This window comes from Duganella sp. P38, assembly GCF_050859475.1.
GTDB lineage: Bacteria > Pseudomonadota > Gammaproteobacteria > Burkholderiales > Burkholderiaceae_D > Rugamonas.
This window is the reverse complement of the sequence record NZ_CP193936.1, coordinates 4,941,574-4,968,537: the sequence shown is the minus strand read 5'-3', so window position 1 is coordinate 4,968,537 and position 26,964 is coordinate 4,941,574. Positions and strand designations below refer to the sequence as shown.

Sequence of the window (26,964 nt, the reverse complement as noted above, 5' to 3'; positions counted from 1 at the left end):
AACACAAATATTCGAATGTATACGGTAAAAGGGAAAGCGGACAAGGATACTTTGCTGACGGAGCACATGCCGTTGGTCAAGCGCTTGGCCCACCACATGAAGGCGAAACTGCCGCCCAGCGTCGAAGTCGACGATCTGGTGCAAGCCGGGATGATCGGCCTGTTGGACGCCATCAGCCGTTACGAGGAAACGCACGGCGCGCAATTTGAAACCTACGCGGTGCTGCGCATCCGCGGCGCCATGCTCGATGAATTGCGCAGCAGCGATTGGCTGCCGCGCTCGCTGCGGCAGAATATGCGCAAGGTCGAGGCCGCCATGTCGACCTTGCAGCAGCGCCTGGGCCGTCCGCCGAGCGAATCGGAGGTGGCCAAGTCGCTCAAGCTGTCGCTGGCCGACTACCAGGAAATGCTGGGCGACGGCGGCGGCCACCAGCTGGTGTACTACGAGGACTTCCACGACGACGACGGCAACGACAGTTTCCTGGATCGCTACGCGTCGGACGAAGACGCCGACCCGCTGCGTGCGCTGCTGGACGGCGACTTCCGCCAGGCGGTGATCGACGCCATCGACCTGCTGCCGGAACGCGAGAAGATGCTGATGGGCTTGTACTACGAAGAGGAGCTCAACTTGAAAGAAATTGGCGCCGTGATGGGCGTATCCGAATCGCGCGTATCGCAGTTGCATACGCAGGCCGTGGCGCGGCTGCGCGCCTCACTCCGGGAGCGGTCTTGGACTGGGCCAGCGTAGCCGGCGTGCTGCTGGCGCTGGCCGGCATCGTCATCGGCCAGACCATGGAGGGCGGCAAGGTCACTTCCTTGCTGCAACCGGCGGCGTTCGCGATCGTGGTGGTCGGCACCTTTGGCGCGGTGCTGCTGCAAACCCGCTTCAAGACCTTTGTGCGCGGCGTGCGCATGCTGCGGCTGGTGTTCGCGCCGCCCAAGGACAGCCGCGCCGCGCTGGCGCGCGAGATCAACGCCTGGAACCTGGCGGCGCGGCGCGACGGCCTGCTGTCGCTGGAGCGCTACATGCTGGCCTCGAAGGACCAGTTCAACGTCAAGGGCCTGCGCCTGATCGTCGACGGCATCGCGCCGGAAAAGCTGCGCCAGCTGCTCGACACCGAAATCACCGCCTATGAAACGGCCGAGCGCCAGGCGGTGCGCATCTGGGAATCGGCGGCCGGCTACTCGCCGACCATCGGCATCCTCGGCGCGGTGCTGGGCCTGATTCACGTGATGGAGAACCTGACCGACCCGAGCAAGCTCGGCTCCGGCATCGCCATCGCCTTCGTCTCGACCATTTACGGCGTCGGCCTGGCCAACCTGTTCTTTTACCCGGTCGCCAACAAGCTCAAGGCCATCGTTACCCAGGCCGTGCACCAGCAGGAGATCGCCGCGCAGGTGTTCTACGACATCGCCACCGGCGACCACACGCGCGTCATCGACGAACGCATCGCCACGCTGATGCGGGAGCATTGACATGCAGCCCCAGTACCGCCGCGCGCGCAAGAAGTTCGACGACGAGCCGGAGAACCATGAGCGCTGGCTGATTTCCTACGCCGACTTCATCACGCTGCTGTTCGCGTTCTTCGTGGTCATGTATGCGATTTCGGTGGTCAACATCGGCAAGTACAAGGTGTTTTCCGACGCCCTCGGCGACGCCTTCGGCGGCCAGGGTTCGGCCACGCCGGTCAATACCCAGGTGCAGAACCTGCCTATCCCCAATCCCGGCCTGAAGCGCCGCACCGAGCTGCTGCGCAAGGAAAAGGAGCAGATGACCAGGCTGGCGCAGGATTTGTTGTCGACCATGGCGCCGCTGGTCAAGGAGGGCAAGGTGCGGGTGACGCAGAATTCGCGCGGCGTCAGCGTCGAGATCAACGCTTCGGTGCTGTTCGATCCGGGCGATGCGCGGCTGATGCCGGAATCGGTGGAGGCGTTGCGCGCGGTGGCCGGCCTGCTGGCGGCCGACAGCCACGACGTGCAGGTGGAAGGGCATACCGACAACCAGCCGATCGGCAATCCGCGTTTTCCGTCCAACTGGGAATTGTCGGCCGTGCGCGCCAGCAGCGTGGTGCGGCTGTTCATCGATGCCGGCGTGGCGCCGGGGCGGCTGACTGCGGTGGGCTTCAGCGCCAATCAGCCGGTGGCCGACAACGCCACCGCCGAAGGCCGCGCGCGCAACCGCCGCGTGGCGGTGACGATTTTGTCGGGCATTCCGGATCCGAGTACTGAATTGCCAACCAGCCAGTAATGTCGTCATTCATCCAGTCGTTCCCGCGCAGGCGGGAACCCATACGCAGCATGGATTCCCGCCTGCGCGGGAATGACGGCGGGCTAGGCGGTGAATGACGGCAAGCGACGCGGGAAAAACCGGATCAGCCAGCCAGAAAGCCGCGGCTGCGCGGCAGGGAAGTGGAGATGCCGCCAGGGCCGTAGAAATTATTCGCGGTCGAACCTTGCGGACGCAGCGATTGCAGCGCGTCCTGCGTATGCCCCATCTGCTTGTTGATCAGCATGCCGTTGACGCGGTTCAGCTCCTTGGCCTCGCGCGTGTGCTGCAGCAGCGCCTGCCACAGGCTGGCCGATTCGTCGCGCGCCTCGCCGCTGGCCGCGATCCACGCATCCATGCCGGCTTCCTCGGCCGGAAAACCCGCCTTGCCCAGCGCCCGGTGGCGTTGCGCCGACAACAAGGTCATTTGCGTGACCAGCGCGGTCTTGCGGTTGGTCAGCGCCGGCAGGCCTTCGATTTCCGCCGTCACCAGCAGTTGCTGTTCCTGGCGCAGCAAGTCCAGCAGCGTGGACATGATGTGCTCTTCTTCGCGCAGGCTGTTCAGCGGAGTGACGGTGGTCATAATCTTCCTATCGTTTTCTTGAGTGCAGCAGATCCTTGACGGTATCCAGCAAGCCATCCGCTACTTTTTCCGAGTTGACCTGGAACTGGCCATCGGCGATCGCCAATTTGATGCGCTCGACTTTCTTCGTGTCGAACACGGCGTTGGCGCCGCTGGCAGAACTGGCCGCCATCGCCTGCCCTTGCGAGGACAGGCGTACATTATCCGAGGCGACATTGGTGGTCGCCGTTTGCGCCGCCTTTTCGGTGCCGCGCGCGGTGGCGCCGTTGGCCGCCGGCGTCGACGGCAGGCCGGGCGTGCTCTTTAATGAGTCATTGATTTTCACAGCATTTCCTTCTCAGCTAGGAGTACGAAACTCCGGGATCTGAGTCGGTAACGGCGGCCTGGCGCGAAACTTTAGCCGGGCCCGTGCCTTTTTGTTGTTCAAAATGCTACCTCGACCATGCCGCCATGCTTGGCGATGCCGGTAATTTGCTGGCCGTTGCCGGTTCTGACCTGCACCACCTGGCCGTCGCCAGCCGTGCTCATCGCCCGGCCCTCGGCCGACACGCTGAAGCCGTTGCCGCTGGACACCAGCCGCACCAGCTGGCCCGACTGCACCACCGGCTTGCTGCGCAGCGTATCGAGCCGCAGCGGCGTGCCGGGCGGCAGCGAGATCGTGGCGCTGCGGCCGATCACCTGGCTGGCGTCGGTGGCTATGCCGGCAGGCAACATTGTCAGATCACCCTTGAGTACGGTCAGCTGGCCGGCGTCGATCGGCTGGCCCTGCACCAGCGGCGCGGCAGCAGCGACGTATTCGCCGACCACGGTGACGTTGGCTTGTACATAAATCGTCCACGCCGGCGCCGCGCAGCGCACGCCGACCGTGGTTTTGCCCCAGGCGCGCGCGCCGGGCATGAAGAACGCTTGCGGTTCGGCGCAGGCGGCCAGGCTGAGGCGCGGATCGATGGCGCCGACGGTGACCGTGACCTGGCCCGGCAGGCCGCCGGCCTGCACCTGCAGGAATTGCTCGACCGCGCTCTTCAGCGCGGCCACTTCCTGGCGCCCGGTCTGGGCGGCGGCGCTGGCGCTCAGTGCGCCAGCCAGCAGCGTGATCATTAGCAGACGTGGTTTCATGGTGGTGGGTTTCCCGTTCAATGTTGCCATCATAGTCTGGCGGTCTGAACTTGAAGCGCGGAATAGCGCGGGAAATGCGCTGCTTCTCGCCCGATGGTTGCGGCGGGCAACTCCGTATCATCGATTCTGTCATCAATGTGGAAGGGGAGCGAATCATGCTCGGCAGCAAGTTAGACGATTATATGCGCTTCAATGAGACCGCCCTGAGCCTGCGCTCGGCGCGTCAGAGTGTCATTGCCTCCAATATTGCCAACGCGGACACGCCGAATTACAAGGCGCGCGATATCGACTTCAGCAGCGCGCTGCAGTCGGCCATGGACAAGGCCGATCCGAACGCCCAGCAAGCGCTGAAGACCACTGCGCCCAAGCATTACCCCAACCCCTGCAAGTGGCTGGTACGCTGGCCGACGGCACGCCGCTGCTGTACCGCGGCGTGGTGCAGGGCGCGGTGGACGGCAACACGGTCGACATGGATGTCGAACGCAACCAGTTTACGGACAACGCCATCCGCTATGAAGCCGGCGTCAACGCCATCAACGGCCAGATCAAGGCGATGCTGGCCGCCATTCAGCCAGGGAACTAATCATGTCGCTCTTTAAAATTTTCGATGTGTCGGGTTCGGCGATGAGCGCGCAGGCGCAGCGCCTGAACGTGGTGGCCTCCAACCTGGCCAATGCCGATTCCGCCACCAGCGCCAGCGGCGAAGCCTACCGCGCGCGCCAGGTGGTGTTCGAGGCGCAGACGCCGACCAACGGCGGCACCTCGACCGGCGTGCGGGTCAAGCAGGTGGTGGAAGACCAGTCGCCGATGAAGATGATGTACGACCCCAAGCATCCGGCCGCCGACGAGAACGGCTACGTGACGATGCCCAATGTGAATGTGGTGGACGAGATGGTCAATATGCTGTCGGCCTCGCGCTCCTACCAGACCAATGTGGAAACCATGAACGCGGCCAAGTCGCTGCTGATGAAAACCCTGACCATCGGTCAGAACTAACCAATAAGAAGAGGCCATCATGAGTGTTAGCGGCATTATCGACACCCCCGTCAGTCTGAACAGCACTGTCCCGACCAGCACCAAGACCACCGACAGCGTGCAGGCCGACCAGGACAAGTTCATGAAGCTGCTGGTGACCCAGCTGCAAAACCAGGACCCGCTCAATCCGATGGACAACGCGGCCATGACCAGCCAGCTGGCGCAGCTGCAGACCGTCACCGGCGTCAACCAGATCAACGCCACGCTGGAATCGTTGCGCGGCGACATCGCCAGCACGCAGTCGTCCACCGCCATCAACCTGATCGGCAAGGGCATCCTGGTCGAGGGCAAGGGCATCGTGCTGAGCAGCGCCACTGGCGAGGACGGCAAGACCACCAGTTCCAGCGTGTTCGGCGTCGAGCTGGCGTCCGATTCGCAAACCGTCGACATCGAGATCAAGAACAGCAGCGGCAAGACGGTGCGCACGATGAGCATGACCAATGCCGAGGCCGGCACCTACCCGATCACCTGGGACGGCCTGATGGACGACAAGACCACCACCGCGCCGGCCGGCAACTACACCTTCACCGTCACCGCCAAGACCGCCGGCAGCGCGCTGACCGCGACGCCGCTGCAGCTGGCCGCGGTGGCCAGCGTCTCGACCGGCGCCAGCGGCGTCAAACTGAATACCTCGCTCGGGCATTTCACGATGAGCGAAGTCAAGGAAGTTCTGTAAGCAGTATCACACCTAGATAGGGGAATACCATGTTCCAACAAGGATTGAGCGGCCTGAACGCCGCATCCAAGTCGCTCGATGTCATCGGCAACAACATTGCCAATGCCAGCACGGTGGGCTTCAAGAGCTCGCAGGCGCAGTTTGCCGACCTGTACGCCAATTCGCTGAACGGCGTGTCGGGCAACAACCCGGGCATTGGTGTGACGGTGTCCAAACTGGCGCAGCAGTTCACGCAGGGCAATATCGAGACCAGCAACAACCCGCTCGACATCGCCATCAACGGCGGCGGCTTCTTCCGCCTGGTGGTCAACGGCGCGGTGCAGTATTCGCGCAACGGCCAGTTCCACGAAGACAATACCCACACGCTGGTCAACGCCCAGGGCGCCGTGCTGACCGGCTACCTGGCCAACACGGCCGGCGTGATCCAGCTGGGCGCGCCGGTGCCGCTGACGCTGGACAAGTCCGACCTGAAACCGGTGGCCACCACCGAGGCGAACTTCCAGCTGAACCTGAGTTCGGCCGAGGCGGTGCCGAAGACGGTCCCGTTCGACGCCACCGACCCGACCAGCTACAACAAGCAGACTGTGCTGACCGTGTACGACACGCTCGGCACCGCCCACATCATGACCACCTATTACGTCAAGACCGACGCCAATACGTGGGACGTCTACGCCGGCGCCGACAACAAGGAGATCGTCACGGCCGGCGTGGCCGCCTCGGTCAATACCAGCACGGACGTGGCGGCGGCCCGCACCGCCTACAACAACGCTGTGCGCGCCGTGCCGGCCGATCCGGCGGCGGTTGGCGCGGCCGCGGCCGCGTATGCGCAGGTCGCGTACGACACCATGGTGGCGGCCGCCCGCACCGATCCAGCCTCAGCCTCGGATGAGCAGCTCGCCGCGCTCCAAGCCGCATACACCAAGCTGAATCCGACCGGCGGCAATTCCATCACCGGCAAGTCGCCCGACGACATCAACGCCGCGCTGGCCGACGCGATCGTCGTGCCGGCGGTCAAGGTCGGCACGCTGCTGTTCACCAAGTCCGGCGCGCTGGACGAGCAGGCGATGGCGCTGATGGACCCGCCGCAAACGCTGCCGTTCCAGGTCAAGCTGCCGATCTTCCCGGCCACCGGCGCCGAGGAACCCATGACCGTGGCCACCACCTTCGACAAGACCACCCAGTACGGCAGCGTCACCAACGACCTGGGTTCGACCCAGAACGGCTATTCGGCCGGCTCCTGGCAGCGTTACTCGATCGACGAGAACGGCATCATCCTGGGCCAGTACAGCAACGGCAAGTCGCGCGCCATGGGCCAGATCGCAATGGCCAACTTCGCCAGCGTCGATGGCCTGACGCCACTGGGCAACAATGCCTGGGCGGAAAGCTCGGACTCGGGTCCGCCAACCATCGGCGTGCCGAACGCCGGCTCGATGGGGCAGTTGCGCGCCAGCGCCGTGGAAACCTCGAACACCGACCTTACGGCCGAGCTGGTCAACATGATCACCGCGCAGCGCGTCTACCAGGCCAATGCGCAGACCATCAAGACCGAGGACTCGATCCTGCAGACGCTGGTCAACCTGCGTTAAGGCGCGGCGTTAAGAGGAGCAAGCGATGGACCGTCTTATCTACACCGCGATGACCGGCGCCCGCCACGTGATGGAGCAGCAAGCCACCGTGTCGAACAACCTGGCCAACGCCACCACCACCGGCTTCCGCGCCCAGCTCGACTCGTTCCGGGCGGTGCCGGTGGTGTCCGAGGGCTTGCCGACGCGCGCCTTCGTGGTCGACTCCACCGTCGGCGCGGACTTCCGTTCCGGGCCGATGGAAACCACCGGCCGCCCGCTCGACATCGCCGTGCGCGACCAAGGCTGGCTGGCGGTGCAGTCGGCCGACGGTTCCGAGGCCTACACCCGCAACGGCAGCCTGAAGATCACCGAAAACGGCATCCTGCAGACCACCAGCGGGCAGACCTTGATCGGCGACGGCGGCCCGATCGCCGTGCCGCCGGACACCAAGATCGCCATCGGCAGCGACGGCACGGTGAGCGTGGTCAACGACAACTTCGAGCCGGGCCCGGCCAACGTGCTGGGGCGGCTGAAGCTGGTCAACCCGGACGTCAAGGGCCTGATCCGCGGCGACGACGGCCTGTTCCGCCAGGCCGACGGCGCGCCGGCGCAGAACGACCCGAATGTGCGCGTGGTCGATGGCGTGCTGGAGGGCAGCAACGTCAATCCGGTCGACTCCATGGTCAGCATGATCAGCCTGGCAAGGCAGTTCGAAATGCAAATGAGCCTGATGAAGAACGCCGAGAATAACGCCGCAAAAGCCACCCAGATCCTCGCTTTGAGTTGACGGCCTCTCCCGCATAATGCTTGCATGGGATGAACAGCCAACGTTCATCCGGCATTGGGAGAAGCAAGATGATACGTTCGTTATGGATCGCCAAGACCGGCATGGAGGCGCAGCAGACGCAGATGGACGTGACGTCCAATAATCTGGCCAACGTCAGCACCAACGGTTTCAAAAAGTCGCGCGCCGTGTTCGAGGATCTGCTGTACCAGAACATCCGCCAGCCGGGCGCGCTGTCGTCGCAGCAGACCAACCTGCCGTCCGGCATGCAGCTGGGCACCGGCGTGCGCCCGGTCGCCATCGAGCGCATCCACACCCAGGGCAACCCGCAGTCGACCGGCAACGATAAAGATATCATGGTCAACGGCAGCGGCTTCTTCACCGTGCTGCTGCCCGACGGCACTACCGCCTACACCCGCGACGGCTCGTTCCAGCGCGACCAGAACGGCCAGATGGTGACCTCGGAAGGCTTTGTGCTGCAACCGGCCATCACCATCCCGATCACCGCGCAATCGATCAGCGTGGCGCGCGACGGCACGGTCTCGGTCAATATCGCCGGCCCGAACGGCGCCACCACCACCCAGCAACTGGGCAATTTGCAGCTGGCCACCTTCATCAATCCGACCGGGCTGGAGTCCAAGGGCGAGAACCTGTACGTGGAAACCACCGCCTCCGGCGCGCCGCAGCAGAACACGCCCGGCACCAATGGCACCGGCCTGATCCTGCAAGGCTATGTGGAAACCTCCAACGTCAACGTGGTCGAGGAGATGGTCAATATGATCCAGACCCAGCGCGCGTACGAGATCAATTCCAAGGCCATCACCACCTCCGACCAGATGCTGCAGAAGCTGTCGCAGATGTAAGGGAGCCGCCATGAACTACGCCATTCCCCTGCTTGCCGCCGCTGTGCTCAGCGGTTGCGCCGCCACGCCGTCGACCATCGTGGCCGGTCCGAAGACCGCGCGCCCGCTGACCAGCGAACAGCTGCAGGCGGTGCCGAACAACGGCGCCATCTACCAGTCGTCCGCGTTCCGCCCGGTGTTCGAGGATCGCCGCGCGCGCCATGTCGGCGACGTGCTGACGCTGGTGATTACCGAGCGCACCTCGGCCAACAAGAGCGGCACCGCGTCCGGCAACAAGTCGGGCAGCGTATCGGCCACCATGCCGGCCAAGCTGCGCAGCACCTTTGGCAATCCGCTGGCGGTGTCGACCGAGAACACCTATAGCGATGGCGACGCCCAGACCGCCAGCAACGCCTTCACCGGCACCATGGGCATCACGGTGGTCGAGGTGCTGAGCAATGGCAATCTGATCGTGGCCGGCGAGAAGCAGGTCGGCATGAACAAGGGCACCGAGTACATCCGCTTCTCCGGCATGATCAACCCCGATAGCATTGCCACCGGCAACACCGTGTCGTCGACCGCGGTGGCCGACGCGCGCGTCGAGTACCGCACCGCCAACACCATCGACCGCGCCGAGCTGTCGTCGATGGCGTCGCGCTTCTTCCAAAGCCTGCTGCCGTTCTGATGACCATGAAAACTTCCCTCAAAGCCGCGCTGCTGGTGTGCCTGTCGCTGTGGGCGCCGCTGAGCCAGGCCGAGCGCATCAAGGACCTGGCCAGCATCGCCGGCGTGCGCAACAACCAATTGCTGGGTTATGGCCTGGTGGTCGGCCTCGACGGTTCGGGCGACCAGACCACGCAGACCCCGTTCACCGTGCAGAGCGTGATTTCGATGTTGCAGCAGCTGGGCGTGAACCTGCCGCAGGGCAGCCAGTTGCAGCTGAAAAACGTCGCAGCCGTGATGGTGACCGCGACCTTGCCGCCGTTCGCCCAGCCCGGCCAGCAGCTCGACATCACCGTCTCGTCGATGGGCAACGCCAAGAGCCTGCGCGGCGGCACGCTGCTGATGACGCCGCTCAAGGGCGCCGACGGCCAGGTGTACGGCATGGCGCAGGGCAATGTGCTGGTCGGCGGCGTCGGCGTGCAGGCCGGCGGTGGCGGTGGCGGCAGCTCGCTGACCGTCAACCACCTGAGCGTGGGCAAGATTTCCGGTGGCGCCACGGTCGAGCGTGCTGTCGCCACCAATCTGGGCGAAGGCAATATGATCAAGCTGGAGCTCAACAATGCCGACTTCGCCACCGCCAGCCGCGTGGTCGAGGCGATCAACGACAAATACGGCGCCGGCATCGCCTACGCCATGGACAGCCGCGTGATCCGCGTGCAGGCACCCAGCGGCAGCGACCAGCGCGTGAGCTTCATCGGCACGCTGCAGGACATGCAAGTCAATCCGGCCGAGCAGCCGGCCAAGGTGATCATGAACGCCCGCACTGGCTCGGTGGTGATGAACCGCGCGGTGACGCTGGATACGTGCGCCATTTCCCACGGTAATCTGTCAGTATCGGTCAACGCCGACACCCAGGTCAGCCAGCCCAATCCGCTGTCCGGCGGCCGCACGGTGGTCACGCAGAATCCGCAGGTCGGCATCAAGCAGGACAGCGGCAAGGTGATGCTGGTCAAGGGCGGCGCCTCGCTGGCCGAGGTGGTCAAGGCGCTCAACGCCATCGGCGCCACGCCGCAAGACTTGCTGTCGATCTTGCAAGCAATGAAGGCCGCAGGCTCGCTGCGCGCTGAACTGGAAATTATTTAAGCAGGTGTCCCATGGCCAGCCCAACCTCGACCTCCAATGACCTGAGCGGCAAATTCGCCCTTGACCTGCGCGATATGGGCAGCCTCAAGCAATCGGCCCGCGCCGGCAGCCCGGAGGCGCTGAAAACCGCGTCGACCCAGTTCGAAGCCATGTTCGTCAACATGATGATGAAAAGCATGCGCGACGCCACGCCGCAGGACGGCATGCTGGACAGCCAGCAGAGCAAGACCTTCCAGACCATGCTCGACCAGCAAACCAGCCAGAACATCGCCAAGAAGGGCATCGGCCTGGCCGACATGCTGGTGCGCCAGCTGTCCAGGCAGAGCGACCAGCAGGCGCTGGCGATCGGCAGCGGCGACGCCGGCGACCGCGCCAGCGGCAGCAACGCCGGCAGTTTTTCCGGCATGGCCAGCCTGATGGACGCCAAGCTGCAACGCGCGATCGCGGCGGCCGGCGGCAATGCGGCCGCCACCGCCGCCAGCACCGAGGCGGCGACGGCCTCGGCCAGCAAGGGCTCGCAGGCGCCGCACGTGCGCAGCTTCCAGGAGAAGCTGGCGACGCACGCCGAGGAGGCCAGCAAGGCCACCGGCATCCCGGCCAAGTTCATGCTGGGCCAGGCGGCGCTGGAATCAGGCTGGGGCCGGCGCGAGATCAAGGGCCGCGACGGCAGCAACAGCCACAACCTGTTTGGCATCAAGGCCGGCGCCGACTGGAAGGGCAAGGTGGTCGAGGCCACCACCACCGAGTATGTGAACGGCAAGGCGCAGAGCCGGGTCGAGCGCTTCCGCGCCTACGACAGCTATGCCGACAGTTTCAAGGATTACGCGAAATTGATTACAGGCAACCCCCGCTATGAAAAAGTGCTGGCCAGCGCCGGCGACGCCGCCAGTTTCGCCCAGGGGCTGCAAAAGGCCGGCTACGCCACCGATCCGAACTACGCCAGCAAACTGACCAGCATCATCAAGCGCTCGCTGGCTGGATGATCAAGTTTCGGCAAAAGCTGCCGTAAACCTTCCTAACTAAAGCGAAACTATCATGAGTCTTCTCAGCATCGGTAAAAGTGGTTTATTGGCTGCCCAGGTCGGTTTATCGACCACCGGCAACAATATTACCAACGCCAATACGGCCGGCTACAACCGCCAGGTGGCCATCCAGGGCGATACCGGTACCCAGTACCGCGGCTTCGGCTACGTAGGCACGGGCACCGAGATCACGGCCGTCCGCCGCTATTATGATAACTTCCTGGCAACGTCGTTGCGCAATGCCGAGGCCAACCAGGCGGCGCTGGACTCGTACAGCAACCAGATCAACCAGATCGACAATCTGCTGTCGGACCCGACCGCCGGCCTGTCGCCGGCCCTGCAGGATTTCTTCTCGGGCGTGCAGGACGCCACCGCCAGCCCGGCCTCGTCGGCCGCGCGCCAGTCGCTGCTGTCGAATGCCGAATCGCTGGCCTCGCGCTTCCACGCGATGAACGCGCGGCTGGTGGAGATTTCGTCCGGCGTCAACAGCCAGATCAACTCCAGCGTCAACGAGATCAACGCCTACGCGCGCCAGATCGCCGAGATCAACAACACCATCGCCGGCCTGACCACCGACACCGTGGCGCCCAACGATTTGCTCGACAAGCGCGACCAGATGCTGACCGAGCTGAACAAGCTGATCAAGGTCAACGTCACGCAGGGCGACGACAATATGCTGAACGTGCAGTTCGGCAACGGTCAACCGCTGGTGGTGGGCAACAAGCCATTTCAGCTGGAAACCGCGTCCTCGCCCAACGATGCCAGCCGGCTGGTGATCGGCTACGCCGCGCCCAACGGCAACTTCAGCGCCTTGCCGGACGCGGTGTTTACCGGCGGCCAGCTGGGCGGCGTGATGGACTTCCGCAACGGCGCGCTGGACCAGGCGCAGAACCAGCTGGGGCAGGTCGCCGCCGGCCTGGCCACGGCCTTCAACGCCCAGCACGTGCTGGGGCAGGACCAGAACGACGCGCCCGGTGGCAACTTCTTCAATCCGATCGAAGCCTATGTCGGGCCGAGCACGCGCAATTCGGCCGCCAGCACGGCCGAAGTGAAGGGCGTGGTGACCGACGCCAGCAAGCTCACCGCCAGCGACTACAGCGTCGATTACGACGCCGTCAGCGCCAGCTACAGCATTACCCGCAAGAGCGATGGCCAGGTCACCCAGATCACCGGTTCGCCGCAGGAGGTCGACGGTGTCACGTACACCTTCAGCGGCACGCCGGCGGACAAGGACAACTTCCTGGTGCGGCCGACCTACAACGCCGCCGCCAGCCTGACGGTGGCGATCACGGACCCGGCCAAGATCGCGCTGGCGGCGCCGGTCACCACGGCCGCGCCGACCACCAACGCCGGCAACGCCAAGATCTCGGCCGGCACGGTGGACAAGGATTACCTTGGCACGCCGCTGACCGCGCCCGTCACGCTCACCTACGACAAGGACACCGGCGAACTGTCCGGCTTCCCGGCCGGCGTCACCGTCAGCGTCACCCAGAACGGCACCACCACGGCCTATCCGCCGACGCCGGGCCAGCCGAAGTACGCCGACGGCGCCACCATCAATTTTGGCGGCATCAGTTTCACCATCAGCGGCACGCCGGCGGACAACGACCAATTCACGGTCGGCCCCAACACCAGCGGCGTCGGCGACAGCCGCAACGGCGCGCTGCTGGCCGGCCTGCAGACCAAGAACATACTCAACAACGGCAAGTCGACCTTCCAGACCACGTATGCGCAGATGGTCAACTTTGTCGGCACCAAGGCGCGCGAATCGCAGATCGCCAGCACCGCCGCCGACGCCGCCGTCAAGCAGGCCACCAATGCGCAGCAGTCGGTATCGGGCGTCAACCTGGACGAAGAAGCCGCCAACCTGCTGCGCTACCAGCAGGCGTACCAGGCCAGCGGCAAGGTCATGCAGGTGGCCAGCCAGTTATTCGACACATTGCTCAGCCTGGGCAACTAGGCAAACACAGGAATAGGGTAGCATCATGATTATGCGCATCAGCACCAGAACCATCTTCGATACGGGATCGAATCAGATCACGTCGCTGTCGTCGGCCATGGCGCGCACGCAGCAGCAGCTGTCGACCGGGCGCAAGAACCTGACCGCCGCCGACGACCCGATCGCCAGCGCGCGCGCGCTGGAGGTGACGCAATCGCAATCACTGAACACCCAGCTGGCCACCAACCGCTCCAACGCCAAGGGCTTGCTGAACCTCGAAGCGACGGCGCTGGCCAGCACCACGGCCATCCTGCAGGACATCAAGGACCTGGCGGTGAAAGCCGGCAATGGCACCTACACGCCGTCCGACCTGGGCTCGCTGGCCACCGAGCTGGAAGCGCGGCTGGCCGACCTGCTGGGCGTGGCCAACTCCTCGGACGGGGTGGGCGGCTACGTCTTCTCCGGCTACAAATCGACCACCATGCCGTTCACCAAGACCGCCACCGGCGCCGACTACCAGGGCGACCAGGGCCAGCGTTCGTTGCAGGTGGGATCGACCCGCACCATCCCCATCACCGATTCGGGCGCCGCGGTGTTCGAATCTAACATCACCGGCAACGGCAAGTTCGTCACCATGCCGGACGCCGGCAACTACGACCGGGGCGGCACCGGCATCATCAGCGCCGGCTCGGTCAAGGACGCTACGCAACTGACCGGCGACAAGTACCAGATCAATTTCCAGGTGGTGCCGGCCGCGGACGGCGTGCCGAAAAAGACCACGTACACGGTCACCAACCTGACCACCGGCGATCCGGTGCCGCCGACGCCGATTCCGGCGGTGCCGCAAGACTACGTCAGCGGTCAGAACATCACCTTTGACGGCGTGCAGTTCGACGTCAAGGGCGAGCCGGCGGACGGCGACAGCTTCTCGGTGGAGCCGTCGACCAATCAATCGATCTTCGAGACGGTGCAAGGCTTCATTGACGCGCTGCGTTCGCCGGGCAACGGCCCGGCCGGCAATGCCGAGATCAACAACATGCTGAACCAGCTGCAAGTCAACATCGACAACGCCGCCGACAATGTGTTGTCGGTGCAGGCGGCGGTTGGCTCGCGGCTGAAGGAGCTGGACTACCTGGACAGCTCGGGCGACGACCTGGGGCTGCAATACGCCACCACGCTCTCCAACCTGCAAGACCTGGACTACACGGCCGCCATCTCGCTGTTCACGCAGCAGCAGACCACGCTGACGGCCGCACAGAAATCGTTCACCACCATGTCCGGCCTCTCGCTGTTCAACTACATCAGCTAGCCATTCCGGGGTCAGGTCTGACAAAAGCACACGGGCTCAACTGCGCAGCAGTTGAGCCCGTGTGCTTTTGTCAGACCTGACCCCGGTTTTATTTTGCGGCGAGGATGCCTTGCGGGGCCGGCTGCTTGCGCAGCCAGTCGTCGTGCTGCGCGGCGGCGGCGTTGCTGAGCGCGGTCAGCGCCTGGTATTGCTGCAGACGCGCGGCGGCGCTGGCGACGCTGCCGTCCAGGCCGCCTGGCGGGGTGCTGCTGCCGTCGGGCGTCAGCCGGGCGGTGGCCGGTGCGCTGCTGCCGGCTTGCTGGACGTAGCCGCCGATCGCTGCGCTGAGCGCGCTGGCGTCGCTGGCGCGGCCGGCCTGGAACCAGACGTCGGCCAGCGCGTGCGTGCTGCCGTCGGTGCTGGTGTAGCTGGAACGCAGGCCGATCCAGTTGCCGTGGTCGAAGTCGGTCGACGCCTGCGCTTGCAGGCCGAGGCTGGCGATGTCGAGCGCCGCCAGCGTCTTCAGCTCGCCGGCCTGGCTGATGCCGTCGGCGTTGGCGTCGACCCACACGCGCAGGTCGCCGAACAGCGTGTCGGCGCTGTCGATGACGCCGTTGTGGTTGTTGTCGAGTTCGCTCAGCGCGGCGTAGCCGTTGGCGCTGTTGCCGCCGGCGCCGCTGGCGGTGGCTGTGCCGAACAGCTCGCCGCCGTCGTTGATGACGCCGTCGCCGTTGCGGTCCAGCGCCAGCAGGCCGTCGCCGCCGCCGACCCAGCCGGTGTTGACCTTGCTGCCGTCGGCGCGGAGGTCGAAGCGCACGCCGGCGCCGATGTTGAGCGTGCTGATGCCGTCGCCGTCGAGGTCGAGGACCAGCGGGCTGACGGTCAGCACCGACAACTGCTCGGTCGATAGCGCCGATTTCTGCGGACTGGCCAGCAGCGCCGTGACCTGCGTCATGCTGAGACCGGCCAGTTGATCGGTGCTGAGGGCCTTGAGCTGCGTGGCGATCAGCGCGCGGATCTGCGCGGTGGTCAGCGCCTGCACCTGCGGCACGCTGAGCATTTGCACCAGCGGCGCCTTCAGGCCGACGATCTGCGCCGTCTTCAGCGCGGCGATGTCGCCGCCGTCCAGCATGCTGACCTGCTCGGCGCTCAGGCCGTTGAGCACGCCCAGCGACAGCGCGCCGACGTCGGCCGAGCCGAGCGTGGCCATCTGGCTGGTGCCGATGCCGGCGAACTGCGCCGAGGTCAGCACGCTGAGCTGGCGGGTCGATAACGTGTCGAACAGGCTGGCCTCGAGTGCGGCGATCTGCGTCGAGCTGAAGCCGGCCATCTGGTCGGCCGTGAAGCCGCGCAGCGTGCTCAGGGCGCCGATCTGGTCGGTGCGCAGCACGCGCAGCTGCGACAAGGTCAGTCCTGGCAGCGCGCGCGTCGTCAGCGCGTTCAGTTGCTCGCCGCTCAGCGCGGTCAGCTGCGCGGTTTTCAGCGTCGCCACCTGGGCGCTGCTCAGGCCTTTCATCGCGGTCAGGCTCAGTTGCGGCATCTGCGCGGTGGTCAGCCAGGCCAGCGTCAGGCCGCTGGCCTGGCTGGTGCTCAGCATGCCGAGCTTGTCGCTGGCCAGCGCCGCCACCTGCGCCGCCCGCAGCGACGCCATCTGCGCCGAGCGCAGCGACAGGAAGCTGTCCTCGTCGAGCGCGCCGACCTGCGCGGTGGTGAGCGCGCCGACCTGGCTGTCGTTCAAGGTGCCCAGCGACGCGATCGCGTTGAGCTGGCTGGTGCTGAGCGCCTTCAGGCCGGCCGCGCTCAGGCCCGGCAATTGCGCCGTGCGCAGCAGCGATAGCTGGTCCAGATTCAGCGTGACCACCTGCGCCGTGTTCAGCGTGGCGAACTGGGCGCTGGTGAGCGCGCGCACGTCCTCGGCCTCCATGGCCGCGATCTGCGCGGTGCTCAGGCCGGGCAGGGCGGCCAGCGACAGCGCCTGCGCCTGCGCGGTGGTCAGCGCGACGATCTGGTCGGTGCGCAGGATTTGCAGCTGCGTCTTGGTCAGCGCGGCAACCTGCCGCGTTTGCAGCGTGGCGATGCGGGCGCCGTCGAGCGATTGCAGCTGGGCGCTGGTCAGCGCGCTGAATTGCAGCGTGGTCAGCGGAGTGAGCGTGCGCAGGCCGGCCAGCTGGGCGGTGCTGAGCGCCTTGATTTGCGCGGCTGTCATGGCGGCGATTTCAAGCGTGCTCAACTGCCCCATCTGGTCAACCGACAACTGCTGGATCTGTGCCGTGCTCAGCGCGGCGAACTGGCGGCTGCCGAGGGCGGCCAGGTCGGCATCTTCCAGCGCGGCCAGCTGCGCCGCGCTGAGCGTGCGTATGCCGTCGGTGCTGATGGCCTTCCATTGGTTGACGCTGAGCGCCTGGATCTGGTGCGTGTTCAGCGCGGCGATCTGCCGGGTCGACAGCACGGCGATCTGCGCCGTGGTGAGCGCGGCCAGCTGGCTGTCGTCCAGCTGGCCGATATTGGCCGTGCTCAGCCCCGGCAGTTGCTGCGTGCCGAGCCAGCCGAGCGGGAGCTGCGCCAGTTGCGCCTGGGTCAGCACGCTGACCTGGGCGGTGCTGAGCGCACGCACTTGGGCCGAGGTCAGCGCTTGCAGCTGGGCGTCAGAAATGGCCTGGATGTCGGCCGTGCCCAGCGCTACGATCTGCGCCGTGGTCAGCGCGGCGATGTCGCCCGCTTCGATGGCGGCGAACTGGCTGGCGCTCAGTGCCGCGATGGCTTGCGTGCTCAGCGCGCGCAACTGGCCGCCGCTCATGCCGATCAGCTGGCTGGCTGACAGGCTGCGCGCCTGGGCGGCGGTCAGGCCGGCCAGCGCGCCCGTGCTGAGCAAGCCGATCTGGGCGTCGGTCAGCCAGCTGAACTGCGCGGTGGTCAGCGCGGCGATCTGCGCCGATTTGAGCGCCGCCAGGTCCTCGCCCTCGATGGCGCTGATCTGTCCCTGCGACAGCGCTTGCAGCGCGCGCGTGTTCATGGCGATCAGGTCGCCCGTTTGCAGCGCGACGATCTGGTCGGGCGTCAGGTACGGCGTTTGCGCGTTGCTCAGCGCGGCGATCTGCGCGGTGCCGAGCGCGGCGATCTGCGCCTGCGACAGCAGCGCCAACTGGTCGCCGCTCAGCGCGCGGATCTGCGCCGTGCTCAGGCTGTTGATCGCGGTCAGCGCGTTCAGCTGGTCGCCGCGCAGCGCGGCGATTTGCGTCGGCTTCAGACCGGCGATGCCGCGGCTGCTGAGGAAGGCAATCTGCTCATCGCTGAGCGCCTGCAACTGGTCGGTGCCGAGCGCGGCCAGTTGCGCCGAGTTGAGGAAGGCGAAGTCGCCGGCCTCGATGGACGGCAGCTGCGCCGGCGCCAGGCCGGCCAGCGCCCTGGTGTTGAGCGCGCCGACCTGGGCGCCGCTGAGCGCGGCCAGCTGGGCCGGCGCCAGCACGCCGGTCTGCAGCGCGGTCAGCGCGGCGATCTGCCGGGTGCTGAGCGAGGCGATGTCGTCCACGGTGAGGGCGACGATGCGGTCGGTCGACAGGCCGGCGATCTGCGCCGTGGTGTAGTTGGCCAGCGCGCCCAGCGCGGCCAGCTGGGCGGCGCTGAGGGCGCCGATCTGGCTTTGCGTCAGCGCGGCAACGCTGGCCGTGCGCAGCGCCTGCAACTGCTGGGTCAGCAGATAGGTCATCTGCTCGGTGGTCAGCGCGCGCAGCTGGTCGGTGCTCAGCGCGGCGAAGTCTTCCACTTCCATCGCGGTCAGTTGCGCCTGGTTCAGGCGCGCGATCAGGCCGGCCGCCAGCGCCCGCACCTGCGCGGTGCTGAGCGCGATCAACTGCGCGTTGCCGAGGCCGCCGACCTGGCGGCTGTCCAGCGCCGCCAGCTGGCTGGTCTTGAGGGCGGTAAACTGGTCGACCGACAGGCCGCCCAACTGGTCGCTGCTGAGCGCGCGCACCTGGGCGCTGGTCAGCACGGTCAGGCTGCTGAGCGCGGCCAGCTGGCTGTTGTCCAGGTAGCCGATCTGGCGCGTGGTCAGCGCGGCGATTTCCTGCGTGGTCAGGATGTTGTACTGGTTCAGGCGCAGCGCCGCCAGCTGCGCGCTGCCGAGCGCGGCGATCTGCTGGCTGTTGAACGCGCGCAGGTCGACGTCTTCCAGCGCGTTCAGCTGCTCGCCGGACAGCGCCGCGATCGCGTCGCTCGACAGCGAGCGTACCTGCGCGGTGGTCAGCGCCGGCACCTGGCTGCTGGTCAGGTAGCGGACTTGCTGGCTGCCGAGGGCGGCCACCTGGCTGGTTTTCAGGTTGGCGATCTGCTCCGGCGTCAGGGCGCGCAGCTGGTCCGACGACAGGCCGGCGATCTGCCGGGTGCCGAGCCCGGCCAGCGCGCCCAGCGCGGCAAATTGCTGCGTGCTCAGCATGCCCAGCTGGCGCGTGGTCAAGGCCGCGATTTCCTGCGAGGTGAAGGCCGCCAACTGCTCCAGCGTCAGCGCCCGCACCTGGTCGGTGCGCAGCGCCGCCACCTGCGCGCTGGACAGCGCGGCGATGTCGACCGCTTCCATCGCGGCGATCTGGTCCGAGGTCAGCAGGGTCAGCGTGGCGGCGCCCATGCCGCGCACCTGGGCCGTGCTCAGCGTCACCAGCTGGTCGCTGCTCAGGGCCTGCGCCTGCGCGCTGTTGAGCACGGCCAACTGGCTGGTTTTCAGCGTGGCGATCTGGCCCAGCAGCAGGCTGGCGAACTGGTCGCTGGTGAGGGCGCGGATCTGGCTGGTGGTGAGCGGCGCCAGCGAGGCCAGGCTGTCGACCTGCGCCAGGCTCAGCGCGGCGATCTGGCGCGTGGTCAGCGCCGCCAGGTTGGCGCTGCTGATGGCGGCGAACTGGACGCCGCTGAGCGCGGCCAGTTGGTCGCTGCTGAAGGCGACGATCTGGTTGCTGGCCAGCGCGGCGATATCGATTTCCTCGATCGCCGCCACCTGGTCGGTGGACAGCGCGGCCAGCGTGGCGGCGTTCAGGCTGCGCACCTGGGCTGTGCTCAGCGCCACGATCTGGGCGCTGGTGAGGGCGCCGACCTGGCCGCTGGTGAGGCCGGCGATCTGGTTGGTCTTCAGCGTGGCGATGCTGCTCAGGCTGGCGATCTGGTCGGTGGTGAGCGCGCCGATCTGGCGGCTGGTCAGCGGCGCCAGCGTGCTCAGCGCCGCGACCTGGTCGGTGCTGAGCGCCTGCACCTGCGCGGTGGTCAGCGCGCTGATGATGTGGGTGCCCAGCGCCGCCACCTGGCCCAGCAGCAGATTGCTGACCTGGTCGGTGGTGAGGCTGGCGATCTGCCGGCTGCTCAGCGCCTGCAGGTCGATCAGCTCCATGTTTTGCAGCTGCGTGTTGCTCAGCGCCGCCAGCTGGGCGGTGCCGAGCGCGCGCACCTGGGCCGTGCTCAGCGCCACGATTTCCGCCGTGGTCAGCACCGCCGCCTGGTCGCTGGTCAGCGCGGCCACCTGCGCCGTGGTCAGGCTGGCCAGGATCGCCAGCGGCAGCGAGATGATCTGGTCGGTGGTGAGCGCGGCGATGGCCTGCGTCGAGAAGCTGGCCAGCGACGGCAGCGCGGCGATCTGGTCGCTGGTCAGCGCCGCCTTTTGCGCCGGCGTCAGCGCCGCCACTTCGGCGGTGCTCATGGCGCTGATCTGGCGCGTGGTCAGCGAGGTCAGCTGCTCGGTGCTCAGCGCCGCCACCTGGCGCGTGCTCAGGCTGATGATGCCGAGCGGCGTCAGGCCGCTGAGCTGATCGGTGGTGAGCGCGCGGATCGCCTGCGTGCTCAGCGCGCGCAGCTGCTCGGTAAGCATGCCGGCGATCTGGTCGGTGGTCAGCGCGCGCGCCTGGTCGGTGGCCAGCGCCGCCAGCTGGCTGGTCTTCAGCGAGCGCAGGTCGTCCAGATTGAGGTGCGACAGCTGGTCGGTATTGAGCGCCTGCAACTGGCGGGTGCTCAGCGCGGACAAGGTCAGCAGTGCGTCGAGCTGGGTGTCGTTCATGCCGTTCAGCTGGGCGGCGGTCAGCGCGGCGATTTCCTGCGTGGTCAGCGCGCGCAGCTGCGTGGTGCTCAGCGCCAGCAGCTGGTTGCTGGTCAGCACCGCGATCTGGCGCGTGTTGAGCGCGGCCAGGTCGCCATTGCTGAGTGCGGCGATGCTGTCGGTACCGAGTGCCATGAGCGCGCTGGTGCCGAGCGCGCGCAACTGGCTGGTGTCCAGCGCCACCACCTGGTCGCTGGTGATGGCCAGCGCCTGGTCGCTGCCGAGGGCGGCGATCTGCGCCGTGTTCAGCCGGCTGAAGCCGCTGCCGCTCATCAGCGCGATCTGGTCGCTGGTGAGCGCGCTGATCTGGTGCGTGCCCAGCGGCGACAGCAGCAGCGCGGCCAACTGGTCGCTATTGAGCGCGGCCAGCTGTTCGGCGCGCAGTGCGCTCACGGCTGCCGTGCTGAGGGCGGCCACCTGGTCGCTGCCCAGCGCGACGACCTGGTCCGTGCCCAGCTGCGCCACCTGCGCGCTGCGCAGCGCGCGGATGTCGCGCGTTTCGATCAGGCGTAGCTGGTCGGTGGTCAGCGCGTTCAGCATGTTGGTGCTGAGGTCGGCGTATTGCGCCGTGGTCAGCAGGACGATCTGATCCGAGCTCAGCACCTGCACCTGGTCGCTGCCGAGCGCGGCCAGCTGGGCGCTGGTCAGCGCCACCACGTCGCGGGTTTCGATGGCCAGCAGCTGATCGCTGGTCATGGCGCGGATTTGCGCGGTGGTCAGCGGCGCCAGCGTTTTCAGCGCGACGATCTGGTCGGTGGTGAGCGCGGCAAATTGCTCCGGCGTCAGGGCGCGCTCGGCGTCGGTGCTCAGCGCGCCGAACTGGTCGCTGGTAAGCGCCACCAGCTGCGCGGTCGACAGCGACCGCAGCTGCGACGGGCTCAACACGGCGATGTCGCGCGTTTCCAGCGCCAGCATCTGCTGCGTGCTCAGGCTGCCGAGCATGGCGGTGGTCAGCGCCGAAACCTGGGCGGTGGTCAGCGCGGCCAGCTGGTCGCTGCCCAGCGCCTGCACTTGCTCGCCGTTCAGCGCGGCCAGCTGGCTGCTGCTGAGGGTGGCGATGGCGGCGGTGGACAGCGCGGCGAGCTGGTCGGTGCTGAGCGCCGCCAGCTGGGCGCTGGTCAGCGGCAGCGGCGACCTGATGGCGACGATCTGGTCGGTGCCGAGCACGGCCAACTGGTCCGGGCGCAGCGCCTGCAGGTCGGCGCTGGTCAGGGCGTAAATCTGGTCGGTGCGCAGCGCCACCAGCTGGTCGCTCTGCAGCGCGCCGATCTGCGCTGCGGTCAGCGCGCGGATGTCGCGTGTTTCGATGGCCTGGATCTGCGCCGTGCCCAGTTGCGCGATGACGCGCGTGGTCAGCGCGCCCACCTGGGCCGAACCCAGCAGCGCGACCTGGTCGGTGCTCAGCGCGGCGATCTGGTCCGGCGTCAGCGCCGCCAGCTGCTGGCTGGTCAGCGCCACCAGGTCGCGCGTTTCCAGCGCCACCAGCTGGTCGGTGCTGAGCGCGGCGAACTGCGCGCTGCTCATCAGCAGCAGGTTTTTCAGCGCGGCGATCTGGTCGGTGCTGAGCAGGTTGATCTGGTCGGGGCGCAGCGCCGGCAGCATGTCGCTGGCCAGCGCCGCCACCTGGGCCGTGCTGAGGGCGGCCAGCTGGTCGCTGTTGAGCGCGCGCAACTGGGCGCTGCCGAGGGCGGCGATGTCGCGCGCTTCGATCGCCAGCACCTGCGCCGTGGTCAGCTGGCTGACCATGCGGGTACCCAAGGTGGCCATTTGCTGCGTGCTGAGGGCGATGATGTGCGCGTCGCTCAGCGCCGCCACCTGGTCGCCGTTCAGCGCGGCCAGCTGGGCGCTGCTGAGGGCGGCAACGGTTTGCGTGCGCAGCCCGTTCACCTGGTCGGTGCTCAGGCCTGCGATCTGGGCGGCGGTGAGCGGCGCCAGCGAGGTGAGGGCGTTGATCTGGTCGCTACTGAGCGCGCTCAGCTGGTCCGAGCGCAGGGCGGCGATCGCATTGCTGCGCAGCGACTGCACCTGGCCGGTGCCGAGGGCGGCCAGCTGGCCGGCGCTCAGCGCGCGGATCTGCGCGTTGTTCAGCCAGACCAGGTCGCGCGTCTCGATGGCGGCGATCTGGTCGCTCGACAGCGATTGCACCACGGCGGTCGACAGGGCGGCCATTTGTTGCGTGCTCAGCCAGGCGATCTGGTCGGTGCTGACCGTCGCCAGCTGTTCGGCGCGCAGCGCGTTCAGCTGCTGGCTGCCGAGCGCCTGCAACGCGGTGGAGTTGAGCGCGCCGAGCTGTTCGGCGGTCAGCGTGGTGATGGCGCTGGTGCTGATGGCGTTGAGCTGGGCCGTGCTGAGCGCGCTCAGTTGGTCGGTGCTCAGGTTGACGATCTGGTTGGAGCTGATGCCGCTGATCTGCTGCGTGCGCAGCGCGCGCAGGTCGACGGTTTCCAGCGCGGCGAACTGGCCCGGCAGCAGCGCGTTCAGCTGGCGGCTCGACAGCGCCGTCATGTCGGCCGTGGTCAGCGCCACCAGCTGGTCAGTGGTGAGCGCCGGCAGCACGGCGGTGGTCAGCGCGGCGATCTGCGTGGTGCTCAGCGCCTGGATGCCGTCGGTGCTGATGCCGGCGATGTTCTGCGTGGTCAGGTAGGCGATGCTGCGGGTGGTCAGCGCACGCAGCTGTGTCGGGCTGAACCAGCCGAGCTGGTCGGAACTGAACGCGTGCATATCCTCGGTGGTCAGCGCGGCAATTTGCTGCGTCGACAGGCTGGCGATCTGGTCGGAATTAAAGTTCACAAAAATCGAAGTCATTGCACGGCCTCCAGGGGCGACGAGGATATGGATTAAATTACCTTGGAAAAACCCGCAACCACCGCGTTGCGTTTATTCCGCCATGCGTTGCAGCGCCGGCGGCCGCAGCGGCGCGCCGGCCGGCCTGGCCGCCTCGGGCCGCTGCGACCAGGTGCGCGGCATCAGCCGCGCCCGTTCTATGCCGTCCAGGAACAGGTTCTGGATCGGCATGTTCAAATACGGCAGCGTCACGGCCACCACCAGCAGCCCGGCGCCGAGCGTGATCGGGAAGCCGATGCCGAACAGGTTCAGCTGCGGCGCCGCGCGCGTCAGGACGCCCAGCGCGACGTTGGTAATCAGCAAGGCCGCAACGATCGGCATCGACAGTTGCAGGCCGACGCTGAAAATCGTGCCGCCCCAGTCGGCCATCTGCTTGAAGCCGCCGCCGTAGACCGGTATCGACGACACCGGCAGCGAGCTAAAACTCTCCACCAGCGCCGACAGCAGCACCAGGTGGCCGTTGACGGCCAGGAAGGCCATGGTGGCCACCAGCGACAGGAACTGGCTGATGGCCGACGAGCGGCCCTGCGTGTTCGGGTCGAAGAAGGTGGCAAAGCCAAAGCCCATGGTCAGGCTGGAAATCTCGCCCGCCATTTCCACCGCCGCGAAAATGATGCGGATGCTGAACCCCATCGCCAGCCCGATCAGCATTTCTTGCGCCAGGATCAGCAGTCCCGCATACGACATCGGATCGACCGCCGGCCAGGCCGGCACCGCCGGCGCCACAATCACCGCGATCGACACGCCCAGCGCCACCTTGATGCGCGCCGGCACCGAGCGGTTGCCGAAGACCGGCGCGGCCGTGATCAGCGCCAGGATGCGCGTGAGCGGCCACAGCAGACCTGCGATCCATATGTTGATATCGGCAGAAGAGATGGTAATCATGAGGGCAGGCGCGCCACTTTTACATTTCTTTGTGGCATTGTTGCTGAAACGCTAGCCGACCAGCAGCGGGATGCCGGTCAGCACCTCGCGCATATAGTCGAGAATGACCGACAACATCCACGGCCCGGCCACCACCAGCGCCACGAACACGCCCACCAGCTTGGGAATGAAGGACAGCGTCTGTTCGTTGATCTGCGTGGCGGCCTGGAAGATGCTGACCACCAGGCCGATGGCCAGCGCCACCAGCAGCATCGGCGCGGCCACCATCAGCGTCACCTCCATCGCGTGCTTGCCCATGGTCATCACGGTTTCCGGCGTCATGGCGGCCTCCTAGTAGAAGCTCTGGGCGAGCGAGCCCAGCAGCAGTTGCCAGCCGTCGACCAGCACGAACAGCATCAGTTTGAACGGCAGCGAAATGACCGCCGGCGACATCATCATCATCCCCATCGACATCAGCACCGAGGCCACCACCATGTCGATGATGAGGAAGGGGATGAAGATGGCAAAGCCGATCTGGAACGCGGTTTTCAGCTCGCTGGTGACGAAGGCCGGCACCAGGATGCGCAGCGGCACGTCTTCCGGCCCCTGCAGCGCCGGGCCGCGCGAGAGCTTGACGAACAGCGCCAGGTCGGCCTCGCGCGTCTGCTTGAGCATAAAGGTTTTCAATGGCGCGGCGCCCTTGTCCAGCGCCTGGCTCATGTTGAGCTTGTTTTCCTGCAGCGGCAAATAGGCCTCGTTGTAGATCTTGTCGAAGGTCGGCCCCATGACGAACAAGGTCAGGAACAGCGCCAGGCCGACCATCACCTGGTTCGGCGGCGACGACTGCGTGCCCAGCGCCTGGCGCAGCAGCGACAGCACGATGATGATGCGGGTGAAGCAGGTCATCAGCAACAGCGCCGCCGGGATGAAGGTCAGCGCCGTCATCAGCAGCATGGTCTGGATCGGCAGCGTGTAGTTGGTGCCGCCGCCCGGCGCCGGCGTGGCGTTCAGCGCCGGGATGCCGATGTTCGATTGGGCGGCGGCCGCCAGCGGCAGCGCCAGCATGGCCAGCGCCAGCAGGGCCGGGGCCGCCTTGGAAACGCCTGCGGACAGCTTATTTGCCATGGCGTTTGTCTATCGTTTGTTTGATCCACTCAGCGAAGTTGGCGCTCGGCAGGCTGGCCTGCTGCGCCGCTGCGCTGCTTTCCTGGCGCGGCATGGTGGCCAGCGCGTTCATGCGGCCGGGTGAGGCGCCGACCACGATCCACTGTTCGCCGACTTCGACCACCAGGATGCGCTCGCGCGTGCCGACGCTCAGCGTGCCGACCAGCTTGACGTTGCTGCCGGCGCCGCCGAGGCCGCGCGGGTTGATGCGCTTGGTCAGCCAGGCCAAGCCCAGCATCAGGGCGATGACGAACACCAGCGCCAGCGAGGTTTGCAGCAGGCTGCCGCCGGCCGACGGACCGGCAGGCTGCTGCGGCGTCGGGATGGTCATCGCCATCGCGCCGGCTTGGGACGGGACGGACGCCGCAGTCGCGGCGGCGGGCGGCGTGGCGCCGGCCGGATCGGCCGGCGCGGTGGGGGCCGGGTCGGCGGCTGGCTGGGCCGGTGTGGCGGCTGGGGCCGACGGCGCGGCTGCCTGGGGCGGTGTGGTGGCGGCGGCGGGGGCGGCCGCCGGTGCGGCTGCCTGCGCCGGTGCGGCTGCTGCGGCCGGCGTGACGGCGTGGGCGCCGCCAATCGTGCCCGAGACGCTGCGCTGGGCCATCGCAGGCGCGGCGGCCAAGGCCGCCGCGATCAACAGGGTGGAAGTCAGTCCGTGCTTCATTTATTCAGTTTTCGGATACGTTCGGAAGGCGTGATGATGTCGGTCAGGCGGATACCGAACTTGTCGTTCACCACCACCACCTCGCCCTGGGCGATCAGGCAGCCGTTGACCAGCACGTCCATCGGCTCGCCGGCCAGGCCGTCCAGCTCCACCACCGAGCCCTGCGCCAGTTGCAGCAGGTTCTTGATGGCGATCTTGGTGCGCCCCAGTTCCACGGTCAGCTGGACCGGGATGTCGAGGATGAAGTCGATATCGTTATGCGTCTCGGTCTTGCTGGGCGTGCTGGAAAAATCCTTGAACACGGCGGCGCTGGCCGCCTGCGACGCTTGCTGCTTTTCCAGCGCGGCGGCTTCGGCCTGCGCCTGTTCGGCGATCGCCGCACCCCATGGATCGTCTTCGTCCAGCGGTTGATCGTCTTGGTTATCCGACATGTTTCTCTC

General features: G+C 66.7%; 22 protein-coding genes and 1 pseudogene. 14 read left to right on the top strand and 9 right to left on the bottom strand.

Annotated features, from left to right (window positions below):
* Positions 1-15: 15 nt before the first annotated feature.
* Genes ACRQ5J_RS23135 through motD form a run of 3 tightly spaced genes read left to right on the top strand, consistent with a single transcriptional unit; the run spans position 16 to position 2,247 of the window.
* The gene (locus tag ACRQ5J_RS23135; protein ID WP_432380164.1) at positions 16-747 is read left to right on the top strand and encodes an RNA polymerase sigma factor FliA; all 732 of its coding nucleotides are present in this window, start codon (positions 16-18) and stop codon (positions 745-747) included.
* On the top strand, positions 729-1,475 hold the full coding sequence (locus ACRQ5J_RS23130; RefSeq protein ID WP_432380163.1) for a flagellar motor protein: 747 nt from the start codon (positions 729-731) through the stop codon (positions 1,473-1,475). Before ACRQ5J_RS23135 ends, ACRQ5J_RS23130 begins: the two co-directional genes overlap by 19 nt.
* A gap of 1 nt (position 1,476) precedes the next feature.
* Positions 1,477-2,247: a flagellar motor protein MotD gene (gene motD / locus ACRQ5J_RS23125; protein WP_432380161.1), complete on the top strand. Its 771-nt coding sequence runs from the start codon at positions 1,477-1,479 to the stop codon at positions 2,245-2,247.
* Positions 2,248-2,371: 124 nt separating this feature from the next.
* Here motD and ACRQ5J_RS23120 read toward each other — a convergent pair whose 3' ends face one another.
* From ACRQ5J_RS23120 to flgA, 3 genes are all read right to left on the bottom strand, one after another.
* On the bottom strand, positions 2,372-2,848 hold the full coding sequence (locus tag ACRQ5J_RS23120; protein ID WP_432380160.1) for a flagella synthesis protein FlgN: 477 nt from the start codon (positions 2,846-2,848) through the stop codon (positions 2,372-2,374).
* A gap of 7 nt (positions 2,849-2,855) precedes the next feature.
* Positions 2,856-3,173: a flagellar biosynthesis anti-sigma factor FlgM gene (flgM, locus tag ACRQ5J_RS23115; protein ID WP_432380158.1), complete on the bottom strand. Its 318-nt coding sequence runs from the start codon at positions 3,171-3,173 to the stop codon at positions 2,856-2,858.
* 98 nt (positions 3,174-3,271) lie between these two features.
* Positions 3,272-3,964, bottom strand: coding sequence for a flagellar basal body P-ring formation chaperone FlgA (flgA, locus tag ACRQ5J_RS23110; protein WP_432380157.1), 693 nt, complete (start codon positions 3,962-3,964; stop codon positions 3,272-3,274).
* A gap of 155 nt (positions 3,965-4,119) precedes the next feature.
* On the opposite strand from flgA, the pseudogene flgB reads away from it, so the two are divergent.
* From flgB to flgL, 11 genes and pseudogenes are all read left to right on the top strand, one after another.
* Positions 4,120-4,547, top strand: a pseudogene (gene flgB / locus ACRQ5J_RS23105) (flagellar basal body rod protein FlgB).
* Between the two features lie 2 nt (positions 4,548-4,549).
* Positions 4,550-4,960 carry a flagellar basal body rod protein FlgC gene (gene flgC / locus ACRQ5J_RS23100; RefSeq protein ID WP_432380156.1) on the top strand — a complete coding sequence of 137 codons (411 nt, stop codon included), beginning with the start codon at positions 4,550-4,552 and terminating at the stop codon, positions 4,958-4,960.
* A 19-nt stretch (positions 4,961-4,979) separates the two neighbouring features.
* Positions 4,980-5,675 (top strand): flagellar hook assembly protein FlgD, encoded by a 696-nt coding sequence (locus tag ACRQ5J_RS23095; protein ID WP_432380155.1) that lies wholly within the window; start codon positions 4,980-4,982, stop codon positions 5,673-5,675.
* A gap of 29 nt (positions 5,676-5,704) precedes the next feature.
* Complete coding sequence (locus tag ACRQ5J_RS23090) at positions 5,705-7,261, top strand: flagellar hook protein FlgE (protein WP_432380153.1); 1,557 nt, start codon at positions 5,705-5,707, stop codon at positions 7,259-7,261.
* A 25-nt stretch (positions 7,262-7,286) separates the two neighbouring features.
* Entirely contained in the window at positions 7,287-8,027 is a 741-nt protein-coding gene (gene flgF / locus ACRQ5J_RS23085; RefSeq protein WP_432380151.1) for a flagellar basal-body rod protein FlgF, read from the top strand.
* A gap of 68 nt (positions 8,028-8,095) precedes the next feature.
* On the top strand, positions 8,096-8,887 hold the full coding sequence (gene flgG / locus ACRQ5J_RS23080) for a flagellar basal-body rod protein FlgG (protein WP_432380150.1): 792 nt from the start codon (positions 8,096-8,098) through the stop codon (positions 8,885-8,887).
* A gap of 10 nt (positions 8,888-8,897) precedes the next feature.
* Positions 8,898-9,551, top strand: coding sequence for a flagellar basal body L-ring protein FlgH (locus ACRQ5J_RS23075; protein WP_432380149.1), 654 nt, complete (start codon positions 8,898-8,900; stop codon positions 9,549-9,551).
* A 5-nt stretch (positions 9,552-9,556) separates the two neighbouring features.
* Positions 9,557-10,672, top strand: a complete 1,116-nt coding sequence (locus tag ACRQ5J_RS23070; RefSeq protein WP_432380147.1) for a flagellar basal body P-ring protein FlgI — start codon at positions 9,557-9,559, stop codon at positions 10,670-10,672.
* Between the two features lie 11 nt (positions 10,673-10,683).
* Positions 10,684-11,655 (top strand): flagellar assembly peptidoglycan hydrolase FlgJ, encoded by a 972-nt coding sequence (gene flgJ / locus ACRQ5J_RS23065; RefSeq protein WP_432380145.1) that lies wholly within the window; start codon positions 10,684-10,686, stop codon positions 11,653-11,655.
* A 52-nt stretch (positions 11,656-11,707) separates the two neighbouring features.
* The gene (gene flgK / locus ACRQ5J_RS23060) at positions 11,708-13,654 is read left to right on the top strand and encodes a flagellar hook-associated protein FlgK (protein WP_432380143.1); all 1,947 of its coding nucleotides are present in this window, start codon (positions 11,708-11,710) and stop codon (positions 13,652-13,654) included.
* Between the two features lie 25 nt (positions 13,655-13,679).
* On the top strand, positions 13,680-14,942 hold the full coding sequence (gene flgL / locus ACRQ5J_RS23055) for a flagellar hook-associated protein FlgL (protein ID WP_432380141.1): 1,263 nt from the start codon (positions 13,680-13,682) through the stop codon (positions 14,940-14,942).
* A gap of 88 nt (positions 14,943-15,030) precedes the next feature.
* Here the strand turns inward: flgL and ACRQ5J_RS23050 are convergent, their stop codons facing one another.
* The 6 genes from ACRQ5J_RS23050 to fliN form a co-directional block, all read right to left on the bottom strand.
* Positions 15,031-23,796: an iron-regulated protein frpC gene (locus ACRQ5J_RS23050; protein WP_432380139.1), complete on the bottom strand. Its 8,766-nt coding sequence runs from the start codon at positions 23,794-23,796 to the stop codon at positions 15,031-15,033.
* Between the two features lie 72 nt (positions 23,797-23,868).
* On the bottom strand, positions 23,869-24,720 hold the full coding sequence (fliR, locus tag ACRQ5J_RS23045; RefSeq protein ID WP_432380137.1) for a flagellar biosynthetic protein FliR: 852 nt from the start codon (positions 24,718-24,720) through the stop codon (positions 23,869-23,871).
* Between the two features lie 51 nt (positions 24,721-24,771).
* Positions 24,772-25,041, bottom strand: coding sequence for a flagellar biosynthesis protein FliQ (gene fliQ / locus ACRQ5J_RS23040; RefSeq protein WP_432380135.1), 270 nt, complete (start codon positions 25,039-25,041; stop codon positions 24,772-24,774).
* A gap of 9 nt (positions 25,042-25,050) precedes the next feature.
* Positions 25,051-25,824, bottom strand: coding sequence for a flagellar type III secretion system pore protein FliP (gene fliP / locus ACRQ5J_RS23035; protein WP_432380134.1), 774 nt, complete (start codon positions 25,822-25,824; stop codon positions 25,051-25,053).
* The gene (gene fliO, locus ACRQ5J_RS23030) at positions 25,814-26,524 is read right to left on the bottom strand and encodes a flagellar biosynthetic protein FliO (protein WP_432380132.1); all 711 of its coding nucleotides are present in this window, start codon (positions 26,522-26,524) and stop codon (positions 25,814-25,816) included. The genes fliP and fliO overlap by 11 nt, the downstream gene beginning before the upstream one ends.
* Positions 26,521-26,955, bottom strand: a complete 435-nt coding sequence (fliN, locus tag ACRQ5J_RS23025; protein ID WP_432380130.1) for a flagellar motor switch protein FliN — start codon at positions 26,953-26,955, stop codon at positions 26,521-26,523. Before fliN ends, fliO begins: the two co-directional genes overlap by 4 nt.
* Between the last annotated feature and the right edge of the window lie 9 nt (positions 26,956-26,964).